This window comes from Nocardia sp. NPDC006982 (assembly GCF_042869435.1).
Taxonomy (GTDB): Bacteria; Actinomycetota; Actinomycetes; order Mycobacteriales; family Mycobacteriaceae; genus Nocardia.
On sequence record NZ_JBIAFV010000004.1, the window covers coordinates 102855 to 127786 of the forward strand.

The 24932-nt window shown below is 65.6% G+C and carries 28 protein-coding genes; 9 read left to right on the forward strand and 19 right to left on the reverse strand.

Annotation, left to right across the window (positions count from 1 at the left end):
* Positions 1-9: 9 nt before the first annotated feature.
* Positions 10-1242: a cytochrome P450 gene (locus ACFYOW_RS17455; RefSeq protein WP_387289013.1), complete on the reverse strand. Its 1233-nt coding sequence runs from the start codon at positions 1240-1242 to the stop codon at positions 10-12.
* A 193-nt stretch (positions 1243-1435) separates the two neighbouring features.
* On the opposite strand from ACFYOW_RS17455, the gene ACFYOW_RS17460 reads away from it, so the two are divergent.
* Positions 1436-2320 carry an EamA family transporter gene (locus tag ACFYOW_RS17460; protein ID WP_387289015.1) on the forward strand — a complete coding sequence of 295 codons (885 nt, stop codon included), beginning with the start codon at positions 1436-1438 and terminating at the stop codon, positions 2318-2320.
* A 27-nt stretch (positions 2321-2347) separates the two neighbouring features.
* Here ACFYOW_RS17460 and ACFYOW_RS17465 read toward each other — a convergent pair whose 3' ends face one another.
* Positions 2348-2767: a hypothetical protein gene (locus ACFYOW_RS17465; RefSeq protein WP_387289016.1), complete on the reverse strand. Its 420-nt coding sequence runs from the start codon at positions 2765-2767 to the stop codon at positions 2348-2350.
* A 496-nt stretch (positions 2768-3263) separates the two neighbouring features.
* Between ACFYOW_RS17465 and ACFYOW_RS17470 the strand changes: the two genes are divergently transcribed.
* On the forward strand, positions 3264-3404 hold the full coding sequence (locus ACFYOW_RS17470; protein WP_387289017.1) for a hypothetical protein: 141 nt from the start codon (positions 3264-3266) through the stop codon (positions 3402-3404).
* Positions 3405-3655: 251 nt separating this feature from the next.
* Here ACFYOW_RS17470 and ACFYOW_RS17475 read toward each other — a convergent pair whose 3' ends face one another.
* From ACFYOW_RS17475 to ACFYOW_RS17485, 3 genes are all read right to left on the reverse strand, one after another.
* Positions 3656-4099, reverse strand: coding sequence for a DUF4254 domain-containing protein (locus ACFYOW_RS17475; RefSeq protein ID WP_387289019.1), 444 nt, complete (start codon positions 4097-4099; stop codon positions 3656-3658).
* Positions 4100-4424: 325 nt separating this feature from the next.
* Entirely contained in the window at positions 4425-4664 is a 240-nt protein-coding gene (locus tag ACFYOW_RS17480; RefSeq protein ID WP_387289021.1) for a hypothetical protein, read from the reverse strand.
* A 94-nt stretch (positions 4665-4758) separates the two neighbouring features.
* Positions 4759-5190, reverse strand: coding sequence for a hypothetical protein (locus ACFYOW_RS17485; protein ID WP_387289023.1), 432 nt, complete (start codon positions 5188-5190; stop codon positions 4759-4761).
* 315 nt (positions 5191-5505) lie between these two features.
* Between ACFYOW_RS17485 and ACFYOW_RS17490 the strand changes: the two genes are divergently transcribed.
* On the forward strand, positions 5506-6366 hold the full coding sequence (locus ACFYOW_RS17490; RefSeq protein ID WP_387289024.1) for a helix-turn-helix domain-containing protein: 861 nt from the start codon (positions 5506-5508) through the stop codon (positions 6364-6366).
* Here ACFYOW_RS17490 and ACFYOW_RS17495 read toward each other — a convergent pair whose 3' ends face one another.
* Positions 6367-7191, reverse strand: a complete 825-nt coding sequence (locus ACFYOW_RS17495; RefSeq protein ID WP_387289026.1) for an ABC transporter permease — start codon at positions 7189-7191, stop codon at positions 6367-6369. It lies immediately after the preceding gene.
* Complete coding sequence (locus ACFYOW_RS17500; RefSeq protein WP_387289028.1) at positions 7188-8087, reverse strand: ABC transporter permease; 900 nt, start codon at positions 8085-8087, stop codon at positions 7188-7190. Before ACFYOW_RS17500 ends, ACFYOW_RS17495 begins: the two co-directional genes overlap by 4 nt.
* Positions 8088-8495: 408 nt before the next feature.
* Here ACFYOW_RS17500 and ACFYOW_RS17505 point away from each other — a divergent pair, with 408 nt between their 5' ends.
* Positions 8496-8996 (forward strand): hypothetical protein, encoded by a 501-nt coding sequence (locus ACFYOW_RS17505; RefSeq protein WP_387289030.1) that lies wholly within the window; start codon positions 8496-8498, stop codon positions 8994-8996.
* Here the strand turns inward: ACFYOW_RS17505 and ACFYOW_RS17510 are convergent.
* Positions 8993-9430, reverse strand: a complete 438-nt coding sequence (locus tag ACFYOW_RS17510) for a DUF4254 domain-containing protein (protein WP_387289032.1) — start codon at positions 9428-9430, stop codon at positions 8993-8995. The two genes, ACFYOW_RS17505 and ACFYOW_RS17510, sit on opposite strands and share 4 nt — an antisense overlap.
* Positions 9431-9652: 222 nt before the next feature.
* Positions 9653-10426, reverse strand: a complete 774-nt coding sequence (locus ACFYOW_RS17515; protein ID WP_387289034.1) for an SDR family oxidoreductase — start codon at positions 10424-10426, stop codon at positions 9653-9655.
* Positions 10427-10473: 47 nt separating this feature from the next.
* On the opposite strand from ACFYOW_RS17515, the gene ACFYOW_RS17520 reads away from it, so the two are divergent.
* Positions 10474-10818, forward strand: coding sequence for a winged helix-turn-helix transcriptional regulator (locus ACFYOW_RS17520; protein WP_387289035.1), 345 nt, complete (start codon positions 10474-10476; stop codon positions 10816-10818).
* Between the two features lie 60 nt (positions 10819-10878).
* On the opposite strand, the gene ACFYOW_RS17525 is transcribed toward ACFYOW_RS17520, so the two are convergent.
* Positions 10879-12183 carry a TIGR03118 family protein gene (locus ACFYOW_RS17525; RefSeq protein ID WP_387290036.1) on the reverse strand — a complete coding sequence of 435 codons (1305 nt, stop codon included), beginning with the start codon at positions 12181-12183 and terminating at the stop codon, positions 10879-10881.
* A gap of 176 nt (positions 12184-12359) precedes the next feature.
* Here ACFYOW_RS17525 and ACFYOW_RS17530 point away from each other — a divergent pair, with 176 nt between their 5' ends.
* Entirely contained in the window at positions 12360-12866 is a 507-nt protein-coding gene (locus ACFYOW_RS17530; RefSeq protein WP_387290037.1) for a peroxynitrite isomerase, read from the forward strand.
* On the opposite strand, the gene ACFYOW_RS17535 is transcribed toward ACFYOW_RS17530, so the two are convergent.
* Positions 12867-13982 carry a hypothetical protein gene (locus ACFYOW_RS17535; protein WP_387289037.1) on the reverse strand — a complete coding sequence of 372 codons (1116 nt, stop codon included), beginning with the start codon at positions 13980-13982 and terminating at the stop codon, positions 12867-12869. It lies immediately after the preceding gene.
* A gap of 227 nt (positions 13983-14209) precedes the next feature.
* Between ACFYOW_RS17535 and ACFYOW_RS17540 the strand changes: the two genes are divergently transcribed.
* A complete protein-coding gene (locus tag ACFYOW_RS17540; protein WP_387289039.1) occupies positions 14210-15364 on the forward strand; it encodes a BTAD domain-containing putative transcriptional regulator in 1155 nt (384 codons plus the stop codon).
* A gap of 8 nt (positions 15365-15372) precedes the next feature.
* Here the strand turns inward: ACFYOW_RS17540 and ACFYOW_RS17545 are convergent, their stop codons facing one another.
* The 5 genes from ACFYOW_RS17545 to dxr form a co-directional block, all read right to left on the reverse strand.
* Positions 15373-17160, reverse strand: coding sequence for a penicillin-binding transpeptidase domain-containing protein (locus ACFYOW_RS17545; RefSeq protein ID WP_387289041.1), 1788 nt, complete (start codon positions 17158-17160; stop codon positions 15373-15375).
* A gap of 64 nt (positions 17161-17224) precedes the next feature.
* Positions 17225-18088: a GNAT family N-acetyltransferase gene (locus ACFYOW_RS17550; protein ID WP_387289043.1), complete on the reverse strand. Its 864-nt coding sequence runs from the start codon at positions 18086-18088 to the stop codon at positions 17225-17227.
* Positions 18089-18176: 88 nt separating this feature from the next.
* Positions 18177-19334 (reverse strand): flavodoxin-dependent (E)-4-hydroxy-3-methylbut-2-enyl-diphosphate synthase, encoded by a 1158-nt coding sequence (ispG, locus tag ACFYOW_RS17555; protein WP_387289045.1) that lies wholly within the window; start codon positions 19332-19334, stop codon positions 18177-18179.
* 181 nt (positions 19335-19515) lie between these two features.
* Positions 19516-20718 carry a M50 family metallopeptidase gene (locus tag ACFYOW_RS17560; RefSeq protein WP_387289047.1) on the reverse strand — a complete coding sequence of 401 codons (1203 nt, stop codon included), beginning with the start codon at positions 20716-20718 and terminating at the stop codon, positions 19516-19518.
* 191 nt (positions 20719-20909) lie between these two features.
* Positions 20910-22049 carry a 1-deoxy-D-xylulose-5-phosphate reductoisomerase gene (dxr, locus tag ACFYOW_RS17565; RefSeq protein WP_387289050.1) on the reverse strand — a complete coding sequence of 380 codons (1140 nt, stop codon included), beginning with the start codon at positions 22047-22049 and terminating at the stop codon, positions 20910-20912.
* 161 nt (positions 22050-22210) lie between these two features.
* Between dxr and ACFYOW_RS17570 the strand changes: the two genes are divergently transcribed.
* A complete protein-coding gene (locus tag ACFYOW_RS17570) occupies positions 22211-22477 on the forward strand; it encodes a DUF2631 domain-containing protein (protein ID WP_387289052.1) in 267 nt (88 codons plus the stop codon).
* Positions 22478-22517: 40 nt separating this feature from the next.
* Here the strand turns inward: ACFYOW_RS17570 and ACFYOW_RS17575 are convergent, their stop codons facing one another.
* Positions 22518-23441, reverse strand: a complete 924-nt coding sequence (locus ACFYOW_RS17575) for a LysR family transcriptional regulator (RefSeq protein ID WP_387289054.1) — start codon at positions 23439-23441, stop codon at positions 22518-22520.
* A gap of 154 nt (positions 23442-23595) precedes the next feature.
* Here ACFYOW_RS17575 and ACFYOW_RS17580 point away from each other — a divergent pair, with 154 nt between their 5' ends.
* Positions 23596-24009 (forward strand): DUF5997 family protein, encoded by a 414-nt coding sequence (locus tag ACFYOW_RS17580; protein ID WP_387289055.1) that lies wholly within the window; start codon positions 23596-23598, stop codon positions 24007-24009.
* Positions 24010-24058: 49 nt separating this feature from the next.
* Here ACFYOW_RS17580 and ACFYOW_RS17585 read toward each other — a convergent pair whose 3' ends face one another.
* Positions 24059-24325 carry a hypothetical protein gene (locus ACFYOW_RS17585; protein ID WP_387289056.1) on the reverse strand — a complete coding sequence of 89 codons (267 nt, stop codon included), beginning with the start codon at positions 24323-24325 and terminating at the stop codon, positions 24059-24061.
* On the reverse strand, positions 24315-24854 hold the full coding sequence (locus tag ACFYOW_RS17590) for an RNA polymerase sigma factor (RefSeq protein ID WP_387289058.1): 540 nt from the start codon (positions 24852-24854) through the stop codon (positions 24315-24317). The genes ACFYOW_RS17585 and ACFYOW_RS17590 overlap by 11 nt, the downstream gene beginning before the upstream one ends.
* Positions 24855-24932 lie beyond the last annotated feature (78 nt).

Below are 24932 nucleotides of genomic sequence, written 5' to 3' on the forward strand. Positions count from 1 at the left end.
CGATCACCCTCAACGAATAACGATATCCGCTCCGCTGAACAAAAGGTCGGCCGGACGGATTCGAGGCGACGGTGCCGGGGCCACCAGCTGCGCGTGCGGTGCCCGGCTGTGCAGTTCGCGCAGAAACACTTCCACCGCCAGCTGTGCCAACTGTCTTCCTGGACAGATATGCCTACCGAATCCGAAGGTGAGTGGCGCTTTTCCGGTGCTGTCCATGACCAGTGGATCCGCGAATGCCCTGGGATCGCGATTGGCGGCGGCGATCAGCACCAGCACCGGTCCTCTCGGAAGCGTTGTGCCGCTTCGCAAGGCGATGGGACGCACGACATACCGCTTCCATCCCACCAGCCCCGGGTCCAGCTGTAGCACCTTGGCCGCGACGCGTGCGATACCCGCGGGTTCGCCGAGCAGCTTCCACCACTGCCGATCCGGGTCGCCGAGCAGCCGCAGCAGGCCCTGCTGGATGGTGCCGCTGATGGTATGCACACCAGCCGCCAGCGAGTTCGCGACCGCGGACACGGCCACTCTGGGCGGGATACCGGCCGCACGAAGGTGCCGAGGAAACCCCGTGTCGTGCTGTCTGCTGTGCGCAACCGCCATGCCGCTGACCGTGAATAACCGGCCGAGTGCGCCGACCGCGTCGGCCAACTCGCGTCCGCGCATCCGCCGACCGAGCAGCCCCGACTGAGCACCGCTCCAATCCGCCACCGCAGACCAATCTCGTTGGGGCAGACCGACAGTCTCGCCGATGATACGGCTGGCGTAAGTGATCGACATCGCCGCCACGTCGAGCGGTTCGGTTGGCCCTGCCTGCAGCGATTGCCGGAAATGCTCGGCGAGCGACTCGGCCCGCTCGGATCGCATGTGCGCAGGCACCGTGAAGTATCCGGTCGGACCCGCCATGGCGGCCCACACCCGCTGGTGCAGGACGTCGTCGGTCAGGTCCGCTGTAGCCTTCGCTGGCAGCGGGAGCAGGTGCCGACAAAGATGGCCGACGGCACGCGGATTCGCGGAAATGCGCCCGAAACCGACCAGCGGTTGCAATGATTGCGCATTCGAGATCTCCGGGGCGCCGGCTTCCAGCAGTTCTCGCACATCGTCGTAGCGCCACACCATGCGTAGCCCGGAATCATGGTGATAGCTGGGTTCGGGCCACGCATGCAGCCGCCGGTACCCCTCGTCACGTTCGGAGTAGCTCAACTGATTGGGAGTCAATTGCGCGAAGGGAAATTCCGCTGACATGCTGCCTGCCTGTCGCTCGATCGATGCAGCAGATATCCTGCCCGACAGCCGAACTCGCGTATTCACAGCACACCGCAAAACACAAGTTCTCTGCCCCGAAACATAATCGGCACCGAACCAGCGTTCGCCGACGGAAGGGATCGGACCTCAGCTGCCGCGCCACGTTGACATAGGCCCAGCCCCCGGGTTACGCATGAGTTATGCACAACGACCGGCGAATCTGATCGTGGGCACGCTACTGGCGTTGGTTTCTGCGTTGAGCTACGGGATTTCGGATTTCTTGGGTGGGGTCGCGTCACGGCGTGTCGGATTCGAGCGTGTTGCCCTGCTCGGCCAACTCGGAGGTTTCGTCGGCACCGCTCTCGTCGGCCCATTCGTCTCGCACACAGTGCCTCGGCCGGTGGATCTGGGCTGGGGAGCTCTATCGGGCGTGGGGACCGGTATCGCGATGACCTTCCTGTTCCGCGGAATCAGCCGCGGAGCAATGTCGGTGGTCGTACCGGTGAGCGCCGTTGGCGGTGTCGCCCTGCCGGTTCTGATCGGAACCGTCCTGCTCGGTGAACATCCGGCACCGTCGGCATGGGCCGGGATTATGCTCGCGCTGCCCGCTCTCTGGCTCGTCGCGGGCGGCACCACAGGCACCGGACCGATGGCCGGGGCCGCCATCGGTGACGGACTGATCGCCGGCCTCGGCATCGCCGTGCAGTATCTGGCGCTGGCACAAGCCGCGCCCGCGGCCGGGATCTGGCCGGTGACGGCGGGCCGGGCCGCGGCCGTTGCGCTCGTCGCCCTGCTCGCATGGCAACTCGCGTCCGAATCCGGGGATACCGCACCAGCTCAACGACATCGGAACGATCTGGTAGCCGGATGTTCTGGCATGCTCGCCGCCGTAGCGCTGGTGTCCTACCTCTTCGCCACCCGGACTCAATACCTGGCCGTGGCAGTCGTGCTGTCTTCGCTCTATCCGATCGTCCCGGTGATTCTGGGCGTGTCCGCGCTGCAGGAGCGACTGCGCCGGAGCCAAATCATCGGGCTGGCCGCCGCGTTGCTCGCCAGCACGATCATCGCGACTTCCTGATCGCGACGACTCGGTAACGGAGGCTGCTCACATCAGCTGGGGCAGCATGATGAACTCTGCGGTAAGCGCGAGGACGGACAGGACGATTCCCGTGACCGCCAGTGCCTTGGCACTGCGCTGTCCGGTGCAGCCGACGATCCCGTGGACGAGTCCGGGAATTGCGAAGGGGAGGCCGACCAACGGCCGCACGCCGGTCAGGTCGATCGGCAGGAACGGGAGTACGCAACCGATGATGCCGAGGATCGCCGACGCTACGGCGAACCATGGCCCCTGCCGCTGACCGGTCGCGTGCGGACCGCCTTGCCATCCGGGATCGTTGGTATACACCCAGGGTTGTTGCTGCTGATAAGGGTTCGGACCCGGCGGCGGGCCGGGCGCGGAGTATCCGGTGTTCGGGCCGGGGTGCCAGGTCGGGTTGGCCGGTTCCGGCGGCGGGCTATACGACATCGGTAATCCTCACTCACGAAATCCCCGAGAATGGCCTTCATCGTTCGCGAGCCACGATAGCCGCATACCTGACGTTCGGCCCGATGCCGATGCGCTCGGTACCGCCGTCGTCACAGGCAATAATGGCCGCGGTCGTCGCTACGAACGGCTCTGCTGGGCGAACTCGATTCGAGCGGAACGGAATTCGGTAGTCGAAGCGCCTCGTCGCGCTGACCACCGCACTCGGCACGGCGACCGAACTCTCCGATGCGGCCAGGTCCGCGGCGGGCCCGCTGGCGACCGAGCCGTTATGGCGCGAGTGCCGGCCAGTCTGCATCTGGCCCAAATCGGCTGAGCAGAAAGAAAACCGACCGCGCGGTCGATTCAACAGGCGGGTGCGGTCGCGCGGGGTTGCGCGCTGATCGACCGTCCCGCGCAGCGATTGAAGGCGACCTTGCCGTGCGCAATGCGCGGAGACCATGCTCGCGATTGCGGGTGCCCTATCGGTAGCAGTGAGTTGGCCAGCCTGCTTGCCGCGGTGACGCTGATCGAGCAGTGCAGGAATCACTTCGACTGGTCGGCACCGTGGGTCGAACTGCCCGGCGCACTACGCGCACACGACACGATCGATATTCGCGCCGCGGCAGCAGCGGTCTAGATGGTCGCCGAATGAGTTCGGACACTGTCGAATTCGCCAGTAGTGGCGAATTCCGTGGCGGGCGTGCCGCGCCAGTCGACCACGCGGCACGCCGGGCGGGGCGCCCCGTTGCGCCCGCCGTCACTGTGCCGGCGACGTTGGCGTCCGGGTCGGGTCATTGGTCGGACAACGCGGACCCGGGACGTCGCCAATTGAGCAGTAACGCTGTCGGGGCAGTGTCACTATTGCGGACGAAAGTCGCCGTCGAGACTTTACTGTTCAGGCAAACGGCGGCGGCCACCGGCCACGTCGGTTACCAGATCAGTGTAGCCGTCGACGAGTTCCGCCAAGTGGTACCAGTGTTTATGGGTATTGTCGCTACGCGCGCCATCGACATCGATGGCCGTGTTGGCATCCACCCAACTGCGCGCCATCCGATCCACCACCGCACCGAGGCTCTCGGTATGTAGCGAAGCACCATTGCGATGCTGCGGGATCTCCTGCGCAATCCACTCATTGATATCGTCGACAAGTTCGCCACGACGGCAATCGATTTCGGCCACGAGATTCATGTCCTGAATCTCGGCACGGCGTGCGTGCAGTTCGGCGAGGGCGTGTGCGGAACGCAGTAATTCACGATCTTGAAAACGTCGTCCCTGAAATGCACACAATATCTGCGGAGCGGTCGGCAACACCCCCACCGTAGGCGCGCTCATCGCCGTACCTCGAATTCACCCGACACCAACGCGCTTTGTACCAACATGATTGGCTCTCGATTCGGTTATCCCGGTCAGCGGATCGGTTCTTCACAACTAGCGTAGCTGGATCATGCTCTTACATATGCAAGAACGCAAGAGTGCGTTCTCATTGCTGCGGTAACGACATGGTCACCGAGCAGCGACCCCACAGACAGCTAGCGACAACGACTTTCACGCGCGATACTCGCAGGGAGCTGGACCGGTGGCCAAGAGTTTGCCACATCATCGCCCAGCGCGTGGGCAGTATGCGATCGCCGCCTACGGTCGGGGAGTCCCGAGGTAACTAGTCACCCAGCGGCGCCTTGTTCGGATCGGCGTCGGCCTGCGCGTGGCCGAGCGCCCGTGCCACCCCGCCGCGGATACGCGCGGTGCATTCGATCGGCGTACCCGGCGGCAGCTCGGACAGACCGGCGGCCACGTCGATACCGGTGCCCGACACCGCGATCCAGATCTCCACTGGACGCCGGCGCCGGTACGTCGGCGAATCGCCGAGTCCGGTGTATGCGCTGGGATTCCGTCCCACACGATATCCACTCGCTCATCGGTGAGGCCGCGGTCCTCGAGGAACTTCGCGGCGAAATCCGCGCCGTCCATTTCGAATCGCTGTTCATCGTGGGCTATTTCGGCGATGCCGATATCGTGCAGCCCTGTTCGTGCGCGACCGATTCCGTGCGGCACGAGCCAACGTCGATGACAATGAATCCGGTTGTGCCGCAGCCGGTCTTCCTGACCACCGCAGCGTAGATCCGACCCCGAGGACAGTTCGGCGCGAAACGGGCATGGGTCAACTCCTGATCTGGGCGTGCCTCCTGATTCGTAGAAACCGGATGTTCGGCCAATGCGCGCGCCAATTCGGCGCCGTGATCCGCAGCGAGCGCGAGTGCCATATTGATGCCCGCGGCCACGCCCGCCGAGGTGACGATCGGACCATCGCGCACGCAAATGGCATCGGCGTCCACATCGATTCCGGGATAGTGCGCCGCGCGCTCACCGCATGCCGGCCAGCGCCAGGTGGCCGGTCGCCCGTCGAGGACCGCGGCCTCGGCCAAGACGAATGCCCGGCAAAATCGAGCAGCAGCACACCATCCGAACCGCCACCACGAAGTCGCCGCGCTAGGTCGATCCCATCCCCGGTCTCGAGAAGACGGTGCCGCGACTACAAGGACGAGCACCCCATAGATCCGGCCACCGAGCCGCGATCTACCGTGACAAGGGAATATCGCAGCGAAAACTCCGAACTTCATTGCTGTGAAAGGCGGTAGTCTCTGACCACGCTGCGAATGCATATTTGCGTGTGTGGCGGGGCACTTACTACAGACATGTACGCAAGAGTGCTAACGGGTGCGCCGGGCGAAAGGGTTGTCATGGCAGGCAAGCGCACAGTCCTCACCGCGGGTTTGCGGCGGCTCTCGGTGCTGCTGACCGAGATGCGCGAACACGCGGGGCTCAGCAAAGAGGACGTCAGCGGCAAGACCGGCATCAATATCACCACGCTGTACCGCATCGAGACGGCGCAGGCGCGCCCGCAGCGGCGCACGCTGATGGCGATGCTGGATCTCTACGGCGTCACCGAACAGCAACGTGACGATGCGCTCGAACTCCTATCGGACGCACTCAAGCCCGGGATGTCGCGGCCATACGAGGCGACGCTGACCGAGGTGCACGCGGCCTATATCAACTTCGAATCCGAGGCGCTCTCGGCTCGGCACTACCAAACCTCCTACATCCCAGGGCTATTGCAGACCTCGGACTATGCCGAGGCGGTCATCGACACCAATATGCCGAAGCTGGACGGAGCCACGGTGTCGCACAATGTGCGGGCGCGGATGGATCGGGCCATGCATCTCACCAAGGCGGATCCGCTGGAACTGTGGGTGGTGCTCGACGAAGCCGCCATCCGGCGGATGGTCGGTGGCCCCGATGTCATGAAGGCACAGCTGAAGCGGCTGCTCGACGATTCGCAGATGAAAAACGTCATCCTGCAGATACTTCCGTTCAGCGCGGGGGTGCACCCCGGCATGGCCGGATCCTTCACACTGCTGGACTTCAAGGATCCGGCCGATCCGGAGCTGGTGTACGTCGAGGGCATCGCGGGTGATCAGCTGATCGAGGGCCATCCCCAGATCCGCCGCTTCGGCATTATTTTCGACCAGCTGCGCGCCATGGCGCTCAGCCCGCGCGACTCCATGGCGCTGATCGACAGGGCCTCCAAAGAGATGAGCTGATCAGCTGCGGCTGGCTCGTCGATAGCCGACCGCCGCCGGGATCGCGAAGACTACGAGCGCGCCGATACACCAGGCGATGGTGGCCAGTAGCGGGTCGCGTACCGGCCCGCCGACGGATAGCCCCTTCATGGCATTGATGGCGTAGGACATCGGCTGATGCTTCACAATCGGCTGGGCCCACGGCGGATAGGCGACCAGTAGCACGAACCCGGTGCTGAAGAACATCATCAACGATGATCCGAGCGAAACAGCCTCCACCAGTGCGGCTTTCGCACTGAACACGGCCACTGCGGTGACCACGGTGGCGAAGGCGATGCCGAACAGCAGCGGCACCCCGAACAGCGCGATACCTGCGAGCAGCCCTTGCTGGAATCGGAAGCCGAGCGCAACGCCCACCGCGAACATCACCGCCGTGCACAGCACAATCCGGATCCCTTCGGCGACAATGCGCGCGATCAGTCCGGACGCGCGGTGCACAGGCAGCACCCAGAAGCGGGCCAGCAGACCTTCGTCGCGCTCGCGTCCGAGGGTGATGGCACCTGCCACCGAACCGGACATCACACCGACCAGCGCCGACATCGGCACGAAACCGTACAGCGCACTCACCTCGGAGAACTCCGAAATCTGTTTTCCGAGAACGGTATTCAGTACGATCAGCAGGAGTGCGGGAAAGACGAGCGACTGCACGACGGTCAGCGGATCACGCCACCAGCGCATCAGCAGCCGCTTGGTCTGGATCATTGTCTGTGGGAGCAGCAGACGCCAGGTCTCGGTGCGACCGTAGACCTTGGGCAGTTCCGCCGTGGGGGTCAGTACCTCGGTCATGCCGACCTCCGGATCGAAACGAATACCGCGCCCGCACCGAAGAGAATGATCTGACCGAGTATCCAGGCCAGCCCGGGCCCGAGGGTCGACCAGCCGACCACGCCCGCGTGGCCCGATGGGTCACCGGCCAGCGCCCGCAGCCCGTATACGTATTGCGAGACCGGCTGGTTGCGTGCGAACCCCTGGATCCAGTGCGGGAATTGGCTGACCGGGGAAAGTCCGCTCGACACCATGCCGAGGATCAACTGCGGCAGGATCAGCGCCTGGGTGGTCGCCTCCGGGCTCTTGGTCAGACTCCCGAGCAGATCGGCACCCAGGCACAGCGCCAGCCCGATCAGCATCGCGAACACGATGAAACCGATTGTTTCCCACCAGCTTCCATAGAAGCGGAAGCCGATCACATGGCCGCACACGAGGGCCGCGGCCAGCGCGATCCCCGCCCGACCCAGCGCGGTCGTGACTCGCGCGGCCAGCGGCACCGTCGAAAGCATCGGCATCGATCCGAACCGAACATTGAGCCCGTCCTTGGCATCGGAGGCCGCTCGGAATGCGGCCGTGATGGCGCAGAAGGCGATCGCCTGCATGGCGATCATGGGCATGAGGAATTGCGCGTAGTTGCTCAGCCCGCCCCGCCGGAGCGGGTTCAGCGACATCACGAGGTTCAGCGGGACGTAGAAGCCGACGGTGAAGACCACTGGCGCGAGCAGCGCGGTGAATAGCTCACCATTGCGCCAAGACGGCCGGACCAGGCGCGCGGTCAGCGCCCACCATTGCGCCACCGTCGCCATCCGCGGCGGTGGCGCGTCCACCAGCCGCTCGCTGCTCAGGCGGCGGTTTTCCCCGTCGCCGCGTTCCTGCTGAACGGTGCTCGATACCGCGTCGTTACCGATGCTCATCCGCACGCTCCCATCCTGCGCGTCAACCGTGCTTGTCGGTGGGGAACCGGCTGTTCTCAGCATGTCGCACGCAGCCGCAGCCGGTACCGCTTTCCGCACTCTTCGAGTACGTATCGCATGATCGATCTCGCTCACTATCATCCGTGCCCACCGCAATCGGGCGCGCCGCCACCGCGTCGGGCGAGCGGCTCGTCGTCCAATCTCGCCGCACCGATGACGTTTCGATACCGCCCCCGGGTGTCGCAACGACGACACCGAGGGGGCGATGAATCCCACCAAGGTGTTTTGCCGACCCGAGCAGAACGGCGTCTCACGGGTGCGTGAATTATGCAGTGTCGCTATCGGTTTCGACGGAATGTCCGATTCGCGAGGTGACTACCGTGCCCGGGGTGAGTAATGTATGCCCCGATGACCAGCATGGAAGCCCGTTTCCGTGAAGCAGCGCGGACCGTGCCCCTCCCCAGTCCTTGGAATCTGTCCGCCTACCTCGCAAGTGTCGCCGCGCACCGTGGTCGTTCCATCTCGCTGCAGGCGATCCCCGCGGCCGCGCTCGCGGACATCGGGTGCCGTGGCAGCGGACTCTGGATCGCGCGCGGTCACGACGACATCATCGTCTACGACGCATCCGCCACCGAGCGCAATGCGGATCACATCATCCTGCACGAGATCGGCCACATGCTATTCGGGCACGGTAAGGACGGTACGGAGGCAGGCGAGCCGATCACACCGTCGCTGGCCGCACTGCTGCCGTCCATCTCGTCGTCCTCCATCAAGCATGTACTCGGCCGCGAGCACTTCGGCGCCGACCGCGAACGGGAAGCGGAGGTATTCGCCGATATGACGATGGTCTACGCCACCTTGCCGCGCCGCCCGGCGCGTTCGTTCCGACTTTTCGGGCGCGGGCGCTAGCCACCGGGCAATCGTCGGGTGCCCGCACGTAATCCGTCGATGAGATCCTGATAGCTATCCGCCAGCTCGTTGAGCTGCACCCACGCGTCATAGAAGACAGGTTCCGGCGCCTCGGACAGCGGTACGAACGCCTGCGTGATCATTCTGGCCAGCCGATCCACGACCTCGCCGACGGTTTCGGAGTGCAACTGCGCCTCGGAGCACGGCACCGGCATCGCCAGCGTCACCCACATATCGATCGACCGCACCAGTTGGCCGCGCCGCCGATCCAGCTTGGGGATCTCGCGCACCGGCGTCCGCTCGCGGATTTCGTGCAGCTGCGCCAACTCCCCCGCCGCCTCCAGCATCGGATGATCGTCGTGCGGTAGACCGCGGCATGCGGCCAGCAACATATCCCGGCCCGGAACCATCTGGTTATCTCCGACATCCCTCATCTGAGCCTCCCACCGACGCCGGAATGCGCCGCCATCGGCGAACCTCCCGACCAGCAATGTCGTTTCCGCACCGCACGACCGCACGTCACACTTCGATTATCGACCCAGATCCGTGCCCGCGACCGGAAACGCCGATATCAATCTGTTACAGACCGGCGCGTCCGTGGCAAATGCGCAGTAACCCGAACTATGGTCCGATGATCAGCGACCGCGCGGCTTCGACTACGCGGGTACGCCCTCCGCCAGATAATCCTGACCACCGACATAGAATGTGCGACCGGATTCGCCTGCGGCACTTGCGGCCTCGCCGACGACGGCGGCGAACGCCTCGATGGTCGGCAGTGCACCGTGATCGCGACGAGCCGAAACCGCCTCGGGATTACGGCGTTCCAGCAAGCGGACAATGATCGTGCCGTCGATCATGTCGCCGGACACCACATTCAGCCCGATACCACGCTCGGTCAGCTCCGGAATCATTGCGCGCAAGGCGTCTTCACCCGCACGCTTGCTCGCGGCGATCGGCTCATAGTCCGCCGGAACGGGTTTGCGGCCGTGGAAGTGGGCCTGATGGCTGGTCACGAAGACGATCCGGCCGCCGGACGGCAGGTGCGACAAGGCTTCCCGCACCAGACGAACCTGCGCGTCACGGTTCAACGCCATCGCGTAGTCGGGGGCGGCATTGCGCTCGAGACCGCCGGATGCGTTGAGCACCAACACATCCAGCCGACCGAACTCCATCACCACATCGGCGATCATCGCCGATGTGGCGTTCGCATCCGCGATATCGGCACCGGCGATCGAGGCACTGCCGCCGGCAGCGCCGATCTCATCGGCGATCGTCTGGGCGCGCTTGCGCTTCTCCCGATAGTTGATGATCACGTGATCACCGCCCGTCGCCAGCACTTTCGCCGTCTCGGCCCCTATCCCCCGCGACGCGCCGGTGATCAGCACAATCCGTCGTTCCGTCGAGTCGCCCACCATCTGCCTCTCGTTCATCAGCCCACAGCAACGCTTCTAATTTAGAATCACTATGGTAGTTCGAAATGAGAAGTGCAAATGGAGCCAAGCCGTCGCGCGGGCGAGACGACCCGGCGCACGCGCCCATGCTGGCCACCATGGAGCTCATCGGCCAACGCTGGATCCTGCGCGTCCTCTGGGAGTTGGAACCCGGCCGCCTCGGCTTCCTCGAATTGCGCCGTCGCATGGGCAACTGCTCGTCGAGCATGCTCTCGACCCGCCTGCAACACCTCCAGACCGCGGGCGTGATCACCAAGAACGCGGACAAAACCTACGAACTCACCCCCGCTGGCCTCGACCTCACCGCGGCGCTGCGGCCACTCTGGAGCTGGTCCGAACGATGGCCCCCGCCATCCCCCGATCCCGAGTAGTGCGTACGACAAAGGCGGTTCCCGGCGCACTGCCGTGAACCGCCTTCGACTAAGACAGGGTTACTTCAAGCGGAGCTTGCCGAACAGACCTTCCTTCTCGTCATCCGGGCCCGCGGTGAAGTACAGCGAGTCGGCATCGCCGAGGCTCTCGCCATTGCCGAACATCAGCGCCCACAGACCCTCGATCTCGACCGGCTGGCCCTTCTCATCGCGCAGGTAGTCGACGAACTTACCGGTGGCGTCGTCGTAGGCGAGCACGTGGCCGAGGCCACCGAAGTTGCCGACGAGCAGCTTGCCGCTGAGCGGACCGAAGTTCGCGGGCGCGAGCGCGACACCCCACGGCGCATTGAGGCGACCGCCGTCGTCGAGGATACGGACCAACTTGCCGCTGCCGTCGAATTCCGCGACCTTGCCCTTGGCGGGCTTGCCCTTGACGTCCTTCTCCTGGTCCTTGTCGAGCGAATCCTCTTCGGCCTTGTCGAACTTGGACGCGTCCTGCTCATCCGGCTTGGTGTCCGCGTACGAGACGAATACACGGTTGCCGATGGTGGTCACATTGAACGGGGCGGGATCGCCGGGCTTGGCCTTCTTGCCCTTATCCGGGGCGGCCGCGTCGACTTGGTCGCCGGTGGCGAAGGGGTTGGCGAAGCCGACGGTCGGGATCAGCTGCCAGTCCTTGTCGAAGGTGCGGACCTGCGGGTTCTCGCCGAAGTCGGCGGCGAGCAGCTTGTCACCGGACGGAGCGAGCGCGATGCCGAAGAACGCCATGCCCTGGGACTCGCCGTCGAAGACCAGATTCGCCGGACCGTCGTGCCGGATGATCGCGCCCTCGGGCCCCTGCTCGGTCCAGGCCGAAATCTTGCCGGAGTCGGTGGCGAAAATGAACCGCGACGAACCGGTCAGCAGCACCGGCGCACCGTCGACATCCACCGGCTGGTCGCGCACGACGAACAGATCGGAGGTGATGGGAGCGCCGTTGAACAAGACGCCGGTGGTCTTGCCGATGCTCTTGTCCGAGGTGTCGGCATCCGCACCTGGAACCGTGACGATCTTCAGCGGATCCTGGAACAGCTTCTGCACCTTGGGATCCGCGGACGCGCTGACATCGCCGACGAATTGGAACGATTTACCGCCCGCGCCGACCCAGAAGTGCCCGCCCGCACCCTTCGGGCGATCGGCTAGGCCCCACGCGTTCACCATATCCGGAAAGGTGTACTGCGCTTTGTATTCGGCAGTGTTGGCAGCGAGGTTGGTCTGCGCGTAGTGATTGCCGTCGAGGGCAGGCACTTCATCGTCAGACGACTTCGAATCCGAGCATGCCGCGGCCACGACCAGGGCAGCGCCGAGCACCGAGGCGCGCAGCAGACCGTTGCGGGCCCGCGACCGCCAGGCACCGTTGCGGCGCAATTCACTAAGGCGTGCGTTCAACTTCTTCGTCCTTTCCAGCCTCTCGCAACCCTCATTTGGCGATTAGGCGATGCTAACCTTAGCTCGGAGGAATTTCGACCGTATCGGAACGTCCCGGATCCGACGGGTTTAAGCTGTCGCGCGTGGTCGCCCCCCAACCTTCCGTCGCCCCTCATCCGGATATCGCTCCGCTCGCTCCATTGCTCGGCACATGGCGCGGACCAGGGCACGGCGAGTACCCGACCATCGAGTCATTCGACTATGTCGAGGAAATCAAGTTCGGCCACCTCGGCCGACCGTTCCTCACCTACCGGCAGCGCACCCGCGCCGCCGACGGCAGCCGACCGATGCATGCCGAAACCGGTTATCTGCGGTGCCCGCGCCCGGATCACGTCGAATTGATCCTGGCCCACCCGACCGGCATCACCGAGATCTGCGAGGGCAGCCTCACTATCGTCGACGGTGAACTGCAAATGGAATTCGAATCGACCAGCATCGGCCGCAGCAGTACGGCGAAAGTGGTGACCGCCCTCGGCCGTTCGATCAAGTTGGCCGGCGACACCATCGACTACACCCTGCGCATGGCCGCGGTCGGCGAACCACTGACCCACCACCTCGCGGCGACGCTGCACCGCGCCTGATCAGTCGCGGGACGGATCAGGACGCCAGGGCGCATACGGCCGGCCCGCGGCCCGAGCGGCGGCCTCGGCCGAATGCAGTTGGTACGGCGTGATACCGCCCGTCTCCCAAGCGCCGACGGAACCCGCCGCAACGGCATCATGTGACTTCGCGGTCAATCCGATCTCGTTGCGCACCACCGCGATCGGCCGATCGGCCAGCGTGAACCAGTCCAGGTCGAGGAAATCGTGGCTGCCGTGGGTGAGCGCCCCGCGCCGCATGGCATCGCCGAGGCGCGTCGCCATGCCCGCGGTGCTCAAATGTCCTTCGTTGGCTTCGAACAATCCAGCTCCGGCATGTAGGTAGCCGGTTTCGAAGAGCGAAATCACCATGGCGAGCAGGCTGAACGCGCGCGGGTCGTCATTGGCGCGCGCCATGAATGCGAATACCTCGATCTCGTTTTCCAGCGTGGTGCCGTATCCGGCGAGCACATGCACCCAGTCGTGCTGGGCGAGCAGCGGCGGCGCGGAACCCGGCAGGCCGGGCGTGACGAAGCCACGGTCGGCATAGAAATCGGAGACGCCGCGGCCGAGCGTACCGACGGGCAACTCGCGCAGGGTAGCCCAGTGCGCGGCCAAAGCCGGATCATCGCTGACCTGCCCCCAGGACGAATCCAGACTTTCGGTGTGCAGCGCGGTCAACCGGCTCGGATCCAGCCCGCCGAGATAACCGTTGCGGTCGAAGTCGACCGCGGCGAGTTCGATCGCGCCCTCGGCGTATTTCTGCGCCACCGCGATCATCTCGTCGTCGACCTCGAGCGCGTCGGCGAACTCCCGCAGTTTGGTCGCGACCGCGGGCGGCAACGGCCGCACCACCAGCGCGGATAGCAGCATCGTCTGCACGATCCGCTCCCGGAAGATCCGATTGCGCCGGGCCAGCCCGACCGCGAAGCTCTCGGCATCGACGGGCGGCAGCGTCTCCAACTCGACTCGATGTCCGGTCATCGACAGGAACAGTGACGGAATCAGCAACTGCTGCAGCGGGGTCAGCCCGTCCGCGCCGGACGCCGCGGCGACCACACCGCTGGCCAGCAGCTCCACTTCGGCCGCATCGGGCGGGGTCAGCAGTACATCTTCCATCCGGTCAACTCCAACAAGATCGCCGACGACGTCCACCACGGCGATGGACGATCACATTATCGATCCGAATCCGGCACGGTGCGTAGTCATTTCGCCGACGGCGTAGTCGCGACGGGCAGGGCGTGCCATCGGTGCGTATGCTGAATTCCATCGCGTGACGCTTCCGTCGGCGAAACAGCCGTGGGGCAGCGGCGGTCCGGAAGCAGAGTGCGTTCGGAGGGAATCTGGTGGGCTCTGCGGGCTCGAATCGGCCGGCGCTCGATCTTCGAGTGCTCGGGCCGGTGCGCCTGCTGGTCGACGCTCGAGCGATACCGTTGCCCGGCGCCAAACTTCGCGCGCTGCTCGCCATGCTCGTCATCAACCGCCGCAATGCCGTCGCGAAAACCACACTGGCGAACAGCATCTGGGAAGAGGAGATGCCGAATCGCTCCGTCGACGGCCTCTACGCCTACGTCTCGAATCTGCGCACCGTGCTGCGCTCGGCCGGGGTCGACGACCGGGCCATTCTGCGCACCGTGCACGCCGGATACCTCCTCGATATCGGCGAGGATCAATGCGATGTCGGCCGCTTCGAGCGGGCCAGGACCCAGGGCTCGCTGGCCTTCACCACCGGCGATCTGGAAACCGCGGCCGAATGTTTCGCCGACGCGCTCGCGGAGTGGAGTGGTGAGGCGGTCGCCGGACTACGCGGACTGCGTTTCGCCGATAATTTCGCCACCGATATGGACGAGCGCCGGTTGAATGCCATCGCCGATCGCCTGGACGCGGATATCGCATGCGGGCGCGAAGGCGCGGTCCTGGGCGAACTGACCGCACTGACCACCGAACACGCCGTGAACGAGCGGCTCTGGCGACTATTCATCTCCGCGCTCTACCGCACGGGCCGCCAGGCCGACGCACTCGCCGCCTGTCTGCGCATCCGTCGCAACCTGGCCGACCAGCAGGGCATCGACCCGGATCCGCGCACGCTGGCACTGGAGGCGGCGATCCGCAGCCAGCAGGCACTGCCCGCGGTCTCCTCCTCCCCCGGGGCGACCAAGCGGGATCTGCCCGATGTGCTGCGGCAGGCCTGGCTGCGAGTCGGCGACGGTGAGGCGATCGCCATTCCGGCGACCGGGCTGCGGATCGGCCGGGAATGGGATAACGACATCGTGCTCGACGATGCCCGGGTCAGCCGCAAGCACGCGCGCATCGTGCCGCGCGAGAACCGGATCTTCATCCGGGATCGGGATTCGGCCAACGGCGTCTACGTCAACGGTGTGCCGATCGGTGCCGATACCGCACTCGCGCACGGCGATGTCATCCGAATCGGTTCCACCACACTGCGTTACGAGATGCCCGATCGCGGAGCCCCGCCGGAGTCCACCAGTCGCACCAACTGAGTCGGGGTTCAGTACCCTGCGGGCAGGGCGGCGAGCATATCGCGCGTCACGGCGACGGCATTGTCCGAACTGCCGCCCTTGACCAGCAAGGTCGCGAAGGCCAAATCCCCGCGGTAGCCGACGAACCACGAATGCGAGCCACCGTCGACCTCGGCCTCCCCGGTCTTCCCGTATACCTCGCCCTGGTCGGCAATGCGTTCGGCGGTACCGCCGGTGACCACCTTGCGCATCATCATGCGCAAACCATCGATCACTTCGGACCCGATGGCCGGACGGTCCCCTTTGATCTCCGTGGTCCGTCCGGCGATCAGATACGGCACCGGCGCCGCCCCGTGCGCGACGGTCGCGGCGAGCACCGCCATTCCGAACGGGCTCACCACCACCTTGCCCTGGCCGATGCCGTCCTCGGTGCGCTGGATCATATCGTCGGCCGGTGGCACCGAACCCGATTCGGTCAGCAGGCCCGGAACTGTATACCCCTGTCCCACACCGAATTTCGCGGCGGTATCGCGCAATGCGTCGCCGGGCAGGTCGCTGGCAAGTTTCGCGAATGCGGTATTGCAGGACCGCTCGAAGGCGGTGGCCATCGGTACGTCACCGAGTTGGAATAGGTTGTAGTTCGGAATTGTCCTCTCCCCGACGACAATTCGGCTCGGACACGGCAAAACCGTTTCGGGCGTTGCCTTTCCGAGCGACATCGCCGCGGCTGCGGTCACCGTCTTGAAGACCGAGCCCGGCGGATACTGGCCGATGGTGGCCACCGGTCCGGCACGGTCGGCCGCCCTGTTCTGTGCGACAGCGAGAATCGCGCCGGTCGACGGCCGCAGCACCACCATCATGGTCTGCTCCTCGCGGCCGCTGACGGCACGCTGTGCGGAGTTCTGCACATTGCGGTCGATGCTGAGCGAGAACGACGGGGCGGGTTGTGCGGGCACCTCGGTGAGTACGTCGGTATCGGCGCCGTTGGCGTTCATGGTGACAACGCTCCAGCCCGCCTTGCCGTCCACCTCGGCGATCACCGTCTTGCGCACCTGCGCGAGCAGATCGGGTGCGAAATCCCGGTCGGTGGGGACCATATCCCACTGCTGGGTCAGCGTTACCCCGGGCAGACCGATGAGATCTCCACTCACCTGGTCGAATTCGTACTCGCTCAACAGCGCGACGGTGTACTCGCCTTTGGCGGCGGACGCCGCGTTCAGGATCGCCTCGGGGGTGAGCCGGTCGTCGAAGCGGTTCAACGCCGCCGCCAGCGAGGTCGCCGTATAGCCCGGATCCGGTGCGGAGGCCACGGTGAACGCGACCCGAGATACCTTGCCCGGCACCAGCACATCGCTGCCGGACTGCTCGTTCACCCTGGCGCGCGGGGCCGGGTTGGCGCGCAGTGCCATGGTCTGGGTGGCGCCGAGTTTGGGGTGGATATCGGCGGAGGTCCAGCGCACCATCCAGCGGCCGTCACTGCGGCCCATCTGCAATTGGCCGGTGTATTTCCAGATCCGGTCCTTGGGCAGGCGCCACTCGTAGGTGTACTCGACGGTCGCGGTATCGCCGGTGACCCTGGCCGCGCCGGTATGCGCGGTCAACTTCTCGGCCTGCAACTCGTCCCACGCGGAACGCAGTGCGGCGGTTGCCTTCTCGGGCTGACCGGTGAGTTCGGCCGCGGCCTCGATGTCGTGGCCGGCGAAGGCGGCAAGGAAGGCATCGGCTGCGGGCACGGGTCCCTGCGGGTCGGCCGAGCAGCCGGATCCCGCCGCCGCGAAAGCCGCGACGGCCAGCGTAATGAGCATGCGAGTCGACATCGGCACCGATCGTATAGTCAACCGCGAGCAAACGGCTGTGGCACACCGATGTTCGGTACCGCGTTCAGTCGAGCAGCACGGTCGCGAAGGTGGCGATCTGCCGGAATCCGACCCGGCTGTAGGCCCGGCGGGCGATGCTGTTGTAGTCGTTCACGTAGAGGCTCGCGGTGCGGCCCGAGGCCACCACCGCATTCGCCACGGCGGCGGTACCGCGGGTGCCGAGACCGGCGCCGCGACGTTGCGGATGTACCCACACGCCCTGGATCTGCCCGGTCCGCCGGGACAGCGATCCGACCTCGGCCTTGAACACCACTTCGCCGTCCTCGAAACGCGCCCAGGCGCGGCCGGATTCGATCAGGCTCTTGATCCGGCGCCGATAGCCGCGGCCGCCGTCACCGGCGCGCGGATCGACCCCGACCTCCTCGATGAACATGGCGATCGCCGCGGCGAGATAGCGCTCCAACTCATCCGGCCGAACCCGGCGGACCTGCGCATCGGCGGGGGCCAGCGCGGGCTGGCCGAGGGCTAGCAGCGGCTGCGCACCGCGTAGCTCGCGTTCCGGTCCCCAATGCGCGGACAGCATCTCCCACAGCGGCAGCGTCAATTCCTGACGCCCGACCACCGACGAACACACCCGGGGCCAGCGGATCGCCCGCGTGGCAAAGGCGCGCAACGCATCCTCGTCACCGCGCAACGGCACCAGATTCGCACCCGAGAAGCACAGCGATTCCGACGGACCACCCCGACTCCACAATTCACCGTGTCCGACGCCGGTATCCAAGCCGAATTCCTGTAACCGCGCCGCCACCATGCACGAGGCGATCGGATCGCTATCCAGCACCCGCAGCACCTGTGCCAGATCCCGATTCGCGAGCTGACGCGCGGGGGCATCCTTGGCCCGTCGCGCCGGCTCCAGCAGACTCCGCACATCGACAGCCTGCCACGAATCGGTCGACTGTGGTACGGCTACTCGGGAACTCCCGCCCGTAACGACCGCTTGCGGGTCGCTCGAAAGGTCAGCCGACGGTGACGACGGGTTCGCCCGCGCCTTCGGTCTCGCCCATCTCTTCGGCAATGCGCATGGCCTCTTCGATCAAGGTCTCCACGATCTGTGCCTCCGGCACGGTCTTGATGACCTGCCCCTTGACGAAGATCTGGCCCTTGCCGTTGCCCGAGGCGACGCCGAGGTCGGCCTCGCGTGCCTCACCCGGACCGTTCACCACGCAGCCCATCACGGCCACCCGCAGCGGCACCTCCATGCCCTCCAGACCGGCGCTCACCTCATTGGCCAACGTGTAAACATCGACCTGGGCGCGACCGCAGGACGGGCAGGAGACGATCTCGAGCTTGCGCGGGCGCAGGTTCAGCGACTGCAGGATCTGCCCGCCGACCTTGACCTCCTCGGCCGGCGGCGCGGACAGCGACACCCGGATCGTGTCGCCGATGCCCTCCGACAGCAGCGAGCCGAAGGCGACGGCGGACTTGATCGTGCCCTGGAACGCCGGACCGGCCTCGGTCACACCGAGGTGCAGCGGGTAGTCCGACTGCGCGGCCAACTGGCGGTAGGCCTCGACCATGACCACCGGATCGTTGTGCTTGACCGAGATCTTGATATCGCCGAAGCCGTGCTCTTCGAACAGGCTCGCCTCCCACAGCGCCGATTCGACCAGCGCCTCCGGGGTCGCCTTGCCGTACTTCTCCAACATCCGCTTATCCAGCGAACCGGCGTTCACGCCGATGCGAATCGGGATGCCCGCGGCACCCGCGGCCTTGGCCACCTCGCCGACCCGGCCGTCGAATTCCTTGATATTGCCCGGGTTTACGCGCACCGCGGCACAACCCGCATCGATGGCGGCGAAGATATAGCGCGGCTGGAAATGAATATCCGCGATGACCGGGATCTGGCTCTTGCGCGCAATGGTCGCCAGTGCGTCGGCGTCCTCCTGGCGCGGGCAGGCGACGCGCACGATATCGCAGCCCGAGGCCGTCAGTTCGGCGATCTGCTGCAGGGTGGCGTTGACGTCGTGGGTTTTGGTGGTGGTCATCGACTGCACGGAAATCGGGTAATCGCTGCCGACGCCCACATTGCCCACCATCAATTGGCGGGTCTTGCGGCGAGGCGCGAGAACGGCCACGGGTGCGGTCGGCATCCCCAATCCGATTGTGCTGGTCACTTTCGGCTGCCTACTTTCGTGCGTACTGTTTCGGGCCGTTCGCCTACCGAGGATAGCCGCGTGTTGCGGCTGCCCACCCTGTGACAGCCATGACATGAGTCATGACACACAGATGTCCCGAAAGGCCAGCAATCCGGCGTACGCGGTGGTTATCGCGGAACAACCGGGACAGGTTAGCGCGTCAGCGGAACAACTGGATCGGATTCACGATGTCGGCGACCAGCGTGAGCACCATATACGCACCGCCGATCACCACTGCGACGTAGGTCACCGGAAGCAGTTTCAAATAGTCGACCGGAGCGCCCGGTGCCAGTCCCTTCCAGCCGCGCACGGTATTGCGGACCTTCTCGTAGAGCACCACCGCGATATGGCCGCCGTCCAGTGGCAACAGCGGCAGCAGGTTGAACGCGCCGAGGAAGAAGTTCAGGCTGGCCAGGACCAGGATGAATACGCCCCACAGGCCGCGCTCGGCGGTCTCGCCGCCGATCTTGCTCGCGCCGTAGACACTGACCGGGGTTTCCGGATCGCGTTCGCCACCGGTCACCGCGGTCCACAGCGCGGAAACCTTCTGCGGCATCTGAGCCAGCGATTCCACCGTGCGCACGAACATCTGCCCGGTGTACGCGCCCGCTGCCGGAATCGCGGCCAGCGCGTTGTACTTCAGCGGCTCGTAGTACTCCGAACCGACGCCGACCGCACTGACCTCCCGGCCCGGCCCGCCGTCATCGGGATAGCGGGTGACGCGCTCCGGGGTGACCTCGATGGTCCTGGTCTGACCGTCGCGCTCGATGGTGTAAGTGAACGGGCCGGTCTGCTTCTGGGTTTCGGCGGTGAACTGCTGCCAGGTCGTCACCTTCACGCCGTTGACGGCCTTGACCACGTCACCGCGCTGCATGCCGGCCTGCTGCGCCGGTCCGGTGCCCTGGCAGTCTGCCAGCGATTTGTCCGGATTCTGTTGGGCGACGCATTTCATCGCGCCGATGGTGGTCGCGGGCGGCTGGTCGAAACGCGGAAGTCCCCAGCCGATGGCGAGCACGACCAGCAGGAGGAAACCGAGCACGAAGTTCATCGCGATCCCGCCGAACATCACGACCAGGCGCTTCCAGGTGGCCTGGCGGTACATGGCCCGGTCGAGATCCTCGGGTGCGAGTTCGTCCAATGCGGTCATGCCCGCGATATCGCAGAAGCCGCCGAGCGGGAGTGCCTTGAGACCGTATTCGGTTTCACCGCGCCGGAACGAGAAAATCTTGGGACCGAAGCCGATGAAATAGCGCCGTACCTTCATGCCGGTGGACTGGGCGGCCCACATATGCCCGCATTCGTGCAGCGCGATCGAAATCGTGATGCCGAGGGCGAACAGTACGAACCCCAACGCGAACACCATTTGCTGTACAGCCCTCCTGCGTTGCGCAGCTCGCCTCGAATGAAGTGCGGCAGCCCGCAGCGGCCGCGATTACCCGCACAGGCGCGTCCGTCCGCGCCGCGGGCACCCCGACCACAGTAACCGGACGCCGACCAACCCTCTCCGGTAAGTCTGCCAGGCCGCCGTCCTGCGGCGCGCCCGATACGGTTCTATCAGCGATCGACGAGGGTGCGCGCGTAGTCGCGCGCCCAGGTATCGGCGGCGAGTACGTCTTGCAATGTCTCCGGTTCGGCGCGCCACCGATCGGCCGCCTCGACCGCGCGGGCGACGGTGCGCACGATATCCGGGAAACGAATGATCCCGTCCAGAAAGGCTTGCACCGCAATCTCATTCGCCGCGTTGTAGACCGCGGTGACGCTGCCGCCCGCGGTGCCCGCCTGCCTGGCCAGCTCGACCGCGGGGAATACCGCATTGTCGACCGGCTCGAATTCCCAGGTCGACGCGGTGCTGAAGTCGCAGGCGGCGGCCGCCCCCGGTACGCGATCGGGCCAACCGAGTGCCAGTGCGATCGGCAGCTTCATATCCGGGGGGCTGGCCTGGGCCAGCGTGGAGCCGTCTTTGAAGGTGACCATGGAGTGCACGATCGACTGCGGATGCACCGTGACGTCGATGCGGTCGTAGGGCACTCCGAACAGCAGATGCGTCTCGATCAGTTCGAGGCCCTTGTTCACCAGCGAGGCCGAATTCAGCGTATTCATCAGGCCCATCGACCAGGTCGGATGCGCCTTCGCCTCGGACGGATTCACCGATTCCAGCATTTCGGTGCTCCAGCCACGGAACGGACCTCCCGACGCGGTCAGCACCAGCCGATCCACCTCCTCGGCCCGGCCGCCGCGCAGGCACTGGGCGAGCGCGGAATGTTCGGAGTCGACCGGCACGATCTGCCCGGGTGCCGCGGCGCGGGTCACCAGCGAGCCGCCCGCGACAAGGGATTCCTTATTCGCCAGCGCCAGTCGGGTGCCCGATTGCAGCGTGGCAAGGGTCGGCTCCAGACCGAGCGAACCGACCAACGCGTTGAGTACGACATCAGCCTCGGTGCGGCGCACCAGTTCGGTGACCGCGCCGGGACCGCTCAGTGCCAGGTCGAGTCGGGTGCCCGCGGCCGGATCGGCGACCGCGACATTGCGGGTCCCGGTGGCGGCCATCTGGGCCGCGAGCAGCTCGGTATTGCCGCCGCGCGCGGCTAGGCCGACCACCTCGAACTTGTCGGGATTGGCGGCAATCACCTCGAGCGCCTGGGTACCGATGGAACCGGTGCTACCGAGCAGAAGGACTCTCACGATGTCGGACACGGCCCCATTGTGGCAGCGGGGCTAGCGACGCGCCCGGAGGCGGTAGCCTGCGTAACCACGGAGGGCGCCGGCCGCCGATCGAACACAGCCCTGCTGGCTACGACGAGCGGTCGTATGCCACGATATCGGCAGCAACGCTTACACCGAGCTAAGGAGCGATCGTGGCCGCCACGGAACTCGAACCCACCAGTGACCGCGCAATCGTCACCCACGTGGATACCGCCGAGGTTCCGTCCGCCGAATGGGGCTGGAGCGGGGAATCGCGCCGCACCTTCCGTGTCGCGGGCTGGATCGTCTGCGTGATCCTGGTGGCCATGACGATCGGCAACCACAAGGGCCACATCGAAGACCTGTTCCTGGTCGGTTTCGCCGCCGTGATCGCGGGCATCATGATCCGCGACTCGATCCTGCGCCGCAAGCCTCGGTAGTCCACACCGAAGGTATCGACTCGCTGGGGGATTCGCCCGCCTAACGCCCTCGTCGCTTGGCGGGCTTTTTCTTGGCTCCGGCGTTCTTGACGACATTCCTCGTCGAACGCTTGGCGGTGGTCTTCTTCGGCTCGGTCTTCTTGCGCTGAGCCTGGGCCCGCGAGCTGCGTTCCGAACGGCCGCGCACGATGCCGACGAACTGTTCGATCAGTTCGGTGGTGTGTGCGGCCGGCCAGGCCAGGGCGATTTCCGTGGCCGGGACGCCCATCATCGTCCGGTAGACGAGGTCGCGGCGGGCGTACAACCGGGCAATGGAATGCGGGACGACGGCGACGCCGACACCGGCCGCGACCAATTCGAGGGTGCCCGCGATCGCATCGATATCGCTCGAGTCCTGAATCCGTTCACCTTCGAGATCGCCCATGCCCACCTGTTCGAAAAGCGACAGGGTGTGGTCTTTGGGCACCACCACGACGGGAAGCTCGCGGTAGAGCGGAATCGCGCTCAGACCTTCGCGATCGATGGGCAGACGGACGAAACAGGCGTCTACGCGCCCGTCACGCAGCGCGGTGAGTTGTTCGGCCATCGGGATCGGGAGAATCTCGAGCGGGGTGTCCGGGAACCGCTCACTCCAGATCCGCGTCCATTTGGAGACCGTCACACCAGGTACGAAGCCGACCCGCAATGCCACATCCCCGGCAGCCACGGGCGCGGGCTTCTCCTCGGCGCGCGCGATGATATCCCTGGCGTCGCGCAGCAGCTGCTGTCCAGCCTCGGTCAGCTGCGTCGGCTGCGCTCCGGGCACAAAGAGTTTCGTTCCGAATTCTTGCTCCAAGTCGATCACCGTGTGACTCAACTTCTGTCGCGAAATGTGCAGCGATTTCGCCGCACGGGCGAAATGCAGTTCCTCGGCGACCGCGACAAACCAGCGCAGGCGGGTCACGTCGATGGACTCGGGGTTCATTCGTATGAGGGTATTGCCATCGGGGCTGTCGACTCGCGAGGCGGGTGGTCTGAGGGCACGCACGGGCCGGATACGCGGTGGCCTCGCATTCGCTCGTCCAAGCGCAACAGACTGCGGGCGGACTGCGTCCGGCCGTGCCCATTAGGCTGTACCGGTGAGCCCGGATAAGAAACCGCAGACCATGAAGCCGCAGACCGCGGCGAACAAGCTCGGCATCTACCTTCCGGCGACGCCCGAGGAATTCCGCAACTCCCCGATCTCCCGCGCCGAACTCGAAGAGCTGCGCACCAATCCCCCGGCCTGGCTGACCGAACTGCGCAAGACCGGCCCCTTCCCCCGCGATATCGTCGCCCGCAAACTCGGAGTTTCCAATACCGGCTTGGCCCGCGCCGAAGTCTCGGACGCGATGAACGCCGAGGAAATCGCCGCCCTGCTCGCCGACCCGCCCGAATGGCTGATCCGCGAACGCGAGAACTACGCCGCGGTGCTGAAGGAAAACGAGCGCATCAAAACCCAACAGGCCGAACGCCGCGCCGCTTCCAACCGGCCCGCCAAGAACCGCACGTAGAACAGCCGCACCCAACTTGGGTGCGGCTGTGTTCCGGTGGTGGAAGCGGTTATGTCGCACCGGATTTCGTCGTAACCAGTTGGCAGGATCCGTCGGTGCACGAGCGCTGCAGTCGGCCGCGGGACAGCGTCTGGAGCAAGCCGATCGCCCAGCAGGTCGGGCAGCCACGCAGTGCTACGAGACCGACCGGCAGGAGCAGCAGACCGATGGGGCCGACCGCCGGCATCAGTGCGAACGAACCGACCACAGCGCCGAATCCGATTGCGCCACGGGCCAAATGGCGCGATAGCGACGCACTGGCGAACTCAAAGCTCATTGCCGACCTCCAAACTCCCCTGCACCGCCGCACGCGCCCGATGCAGCCGTGATTTCATGGCCGCGGTGCTCAGCCCGAGCAGATCCGCGACCATCCGACCGCTGTACCCCTGCACATCTCGCATGATCAGCACCTGCCGCTGGTCGCCGGGCAGTGCGGCGATCGCCGCGGCCACCCGCTCGGCCTCCCAGCGATTGAGCGCCTCCTGTTCCGCCGATGCGATGGCCGAGTCGGGAATCGGTTCGGCCCGACGCACGCGTAACCGCAGTTGCCGCAGGCATTCATTGCGCACAATGCGAAACATCCACGAGGCCAACGCACCCGATGCTCGCAATGTCCCGATCTTTCGGTACAGAATGATCAGCGCCTCCTGCGCCGCATCCTCGGCATCCTCCGGCGTCGCGCACAGCGAATACGCGAAGCGCCGCACATGCGGATGCGATCCGGACACCAGCGAGGTGATCGACTCGATATCGCCCGCCCGCGCCGCGGCGACGAGATGTTCGTCGGGCCAGCACACCTCGGTCATTCCGACCGGCTCCGCCGCCGCAGCACGGTGATGCTGCACGCGCAAATGAGCAGCGCCCCAACAACAATCGCGGCTATG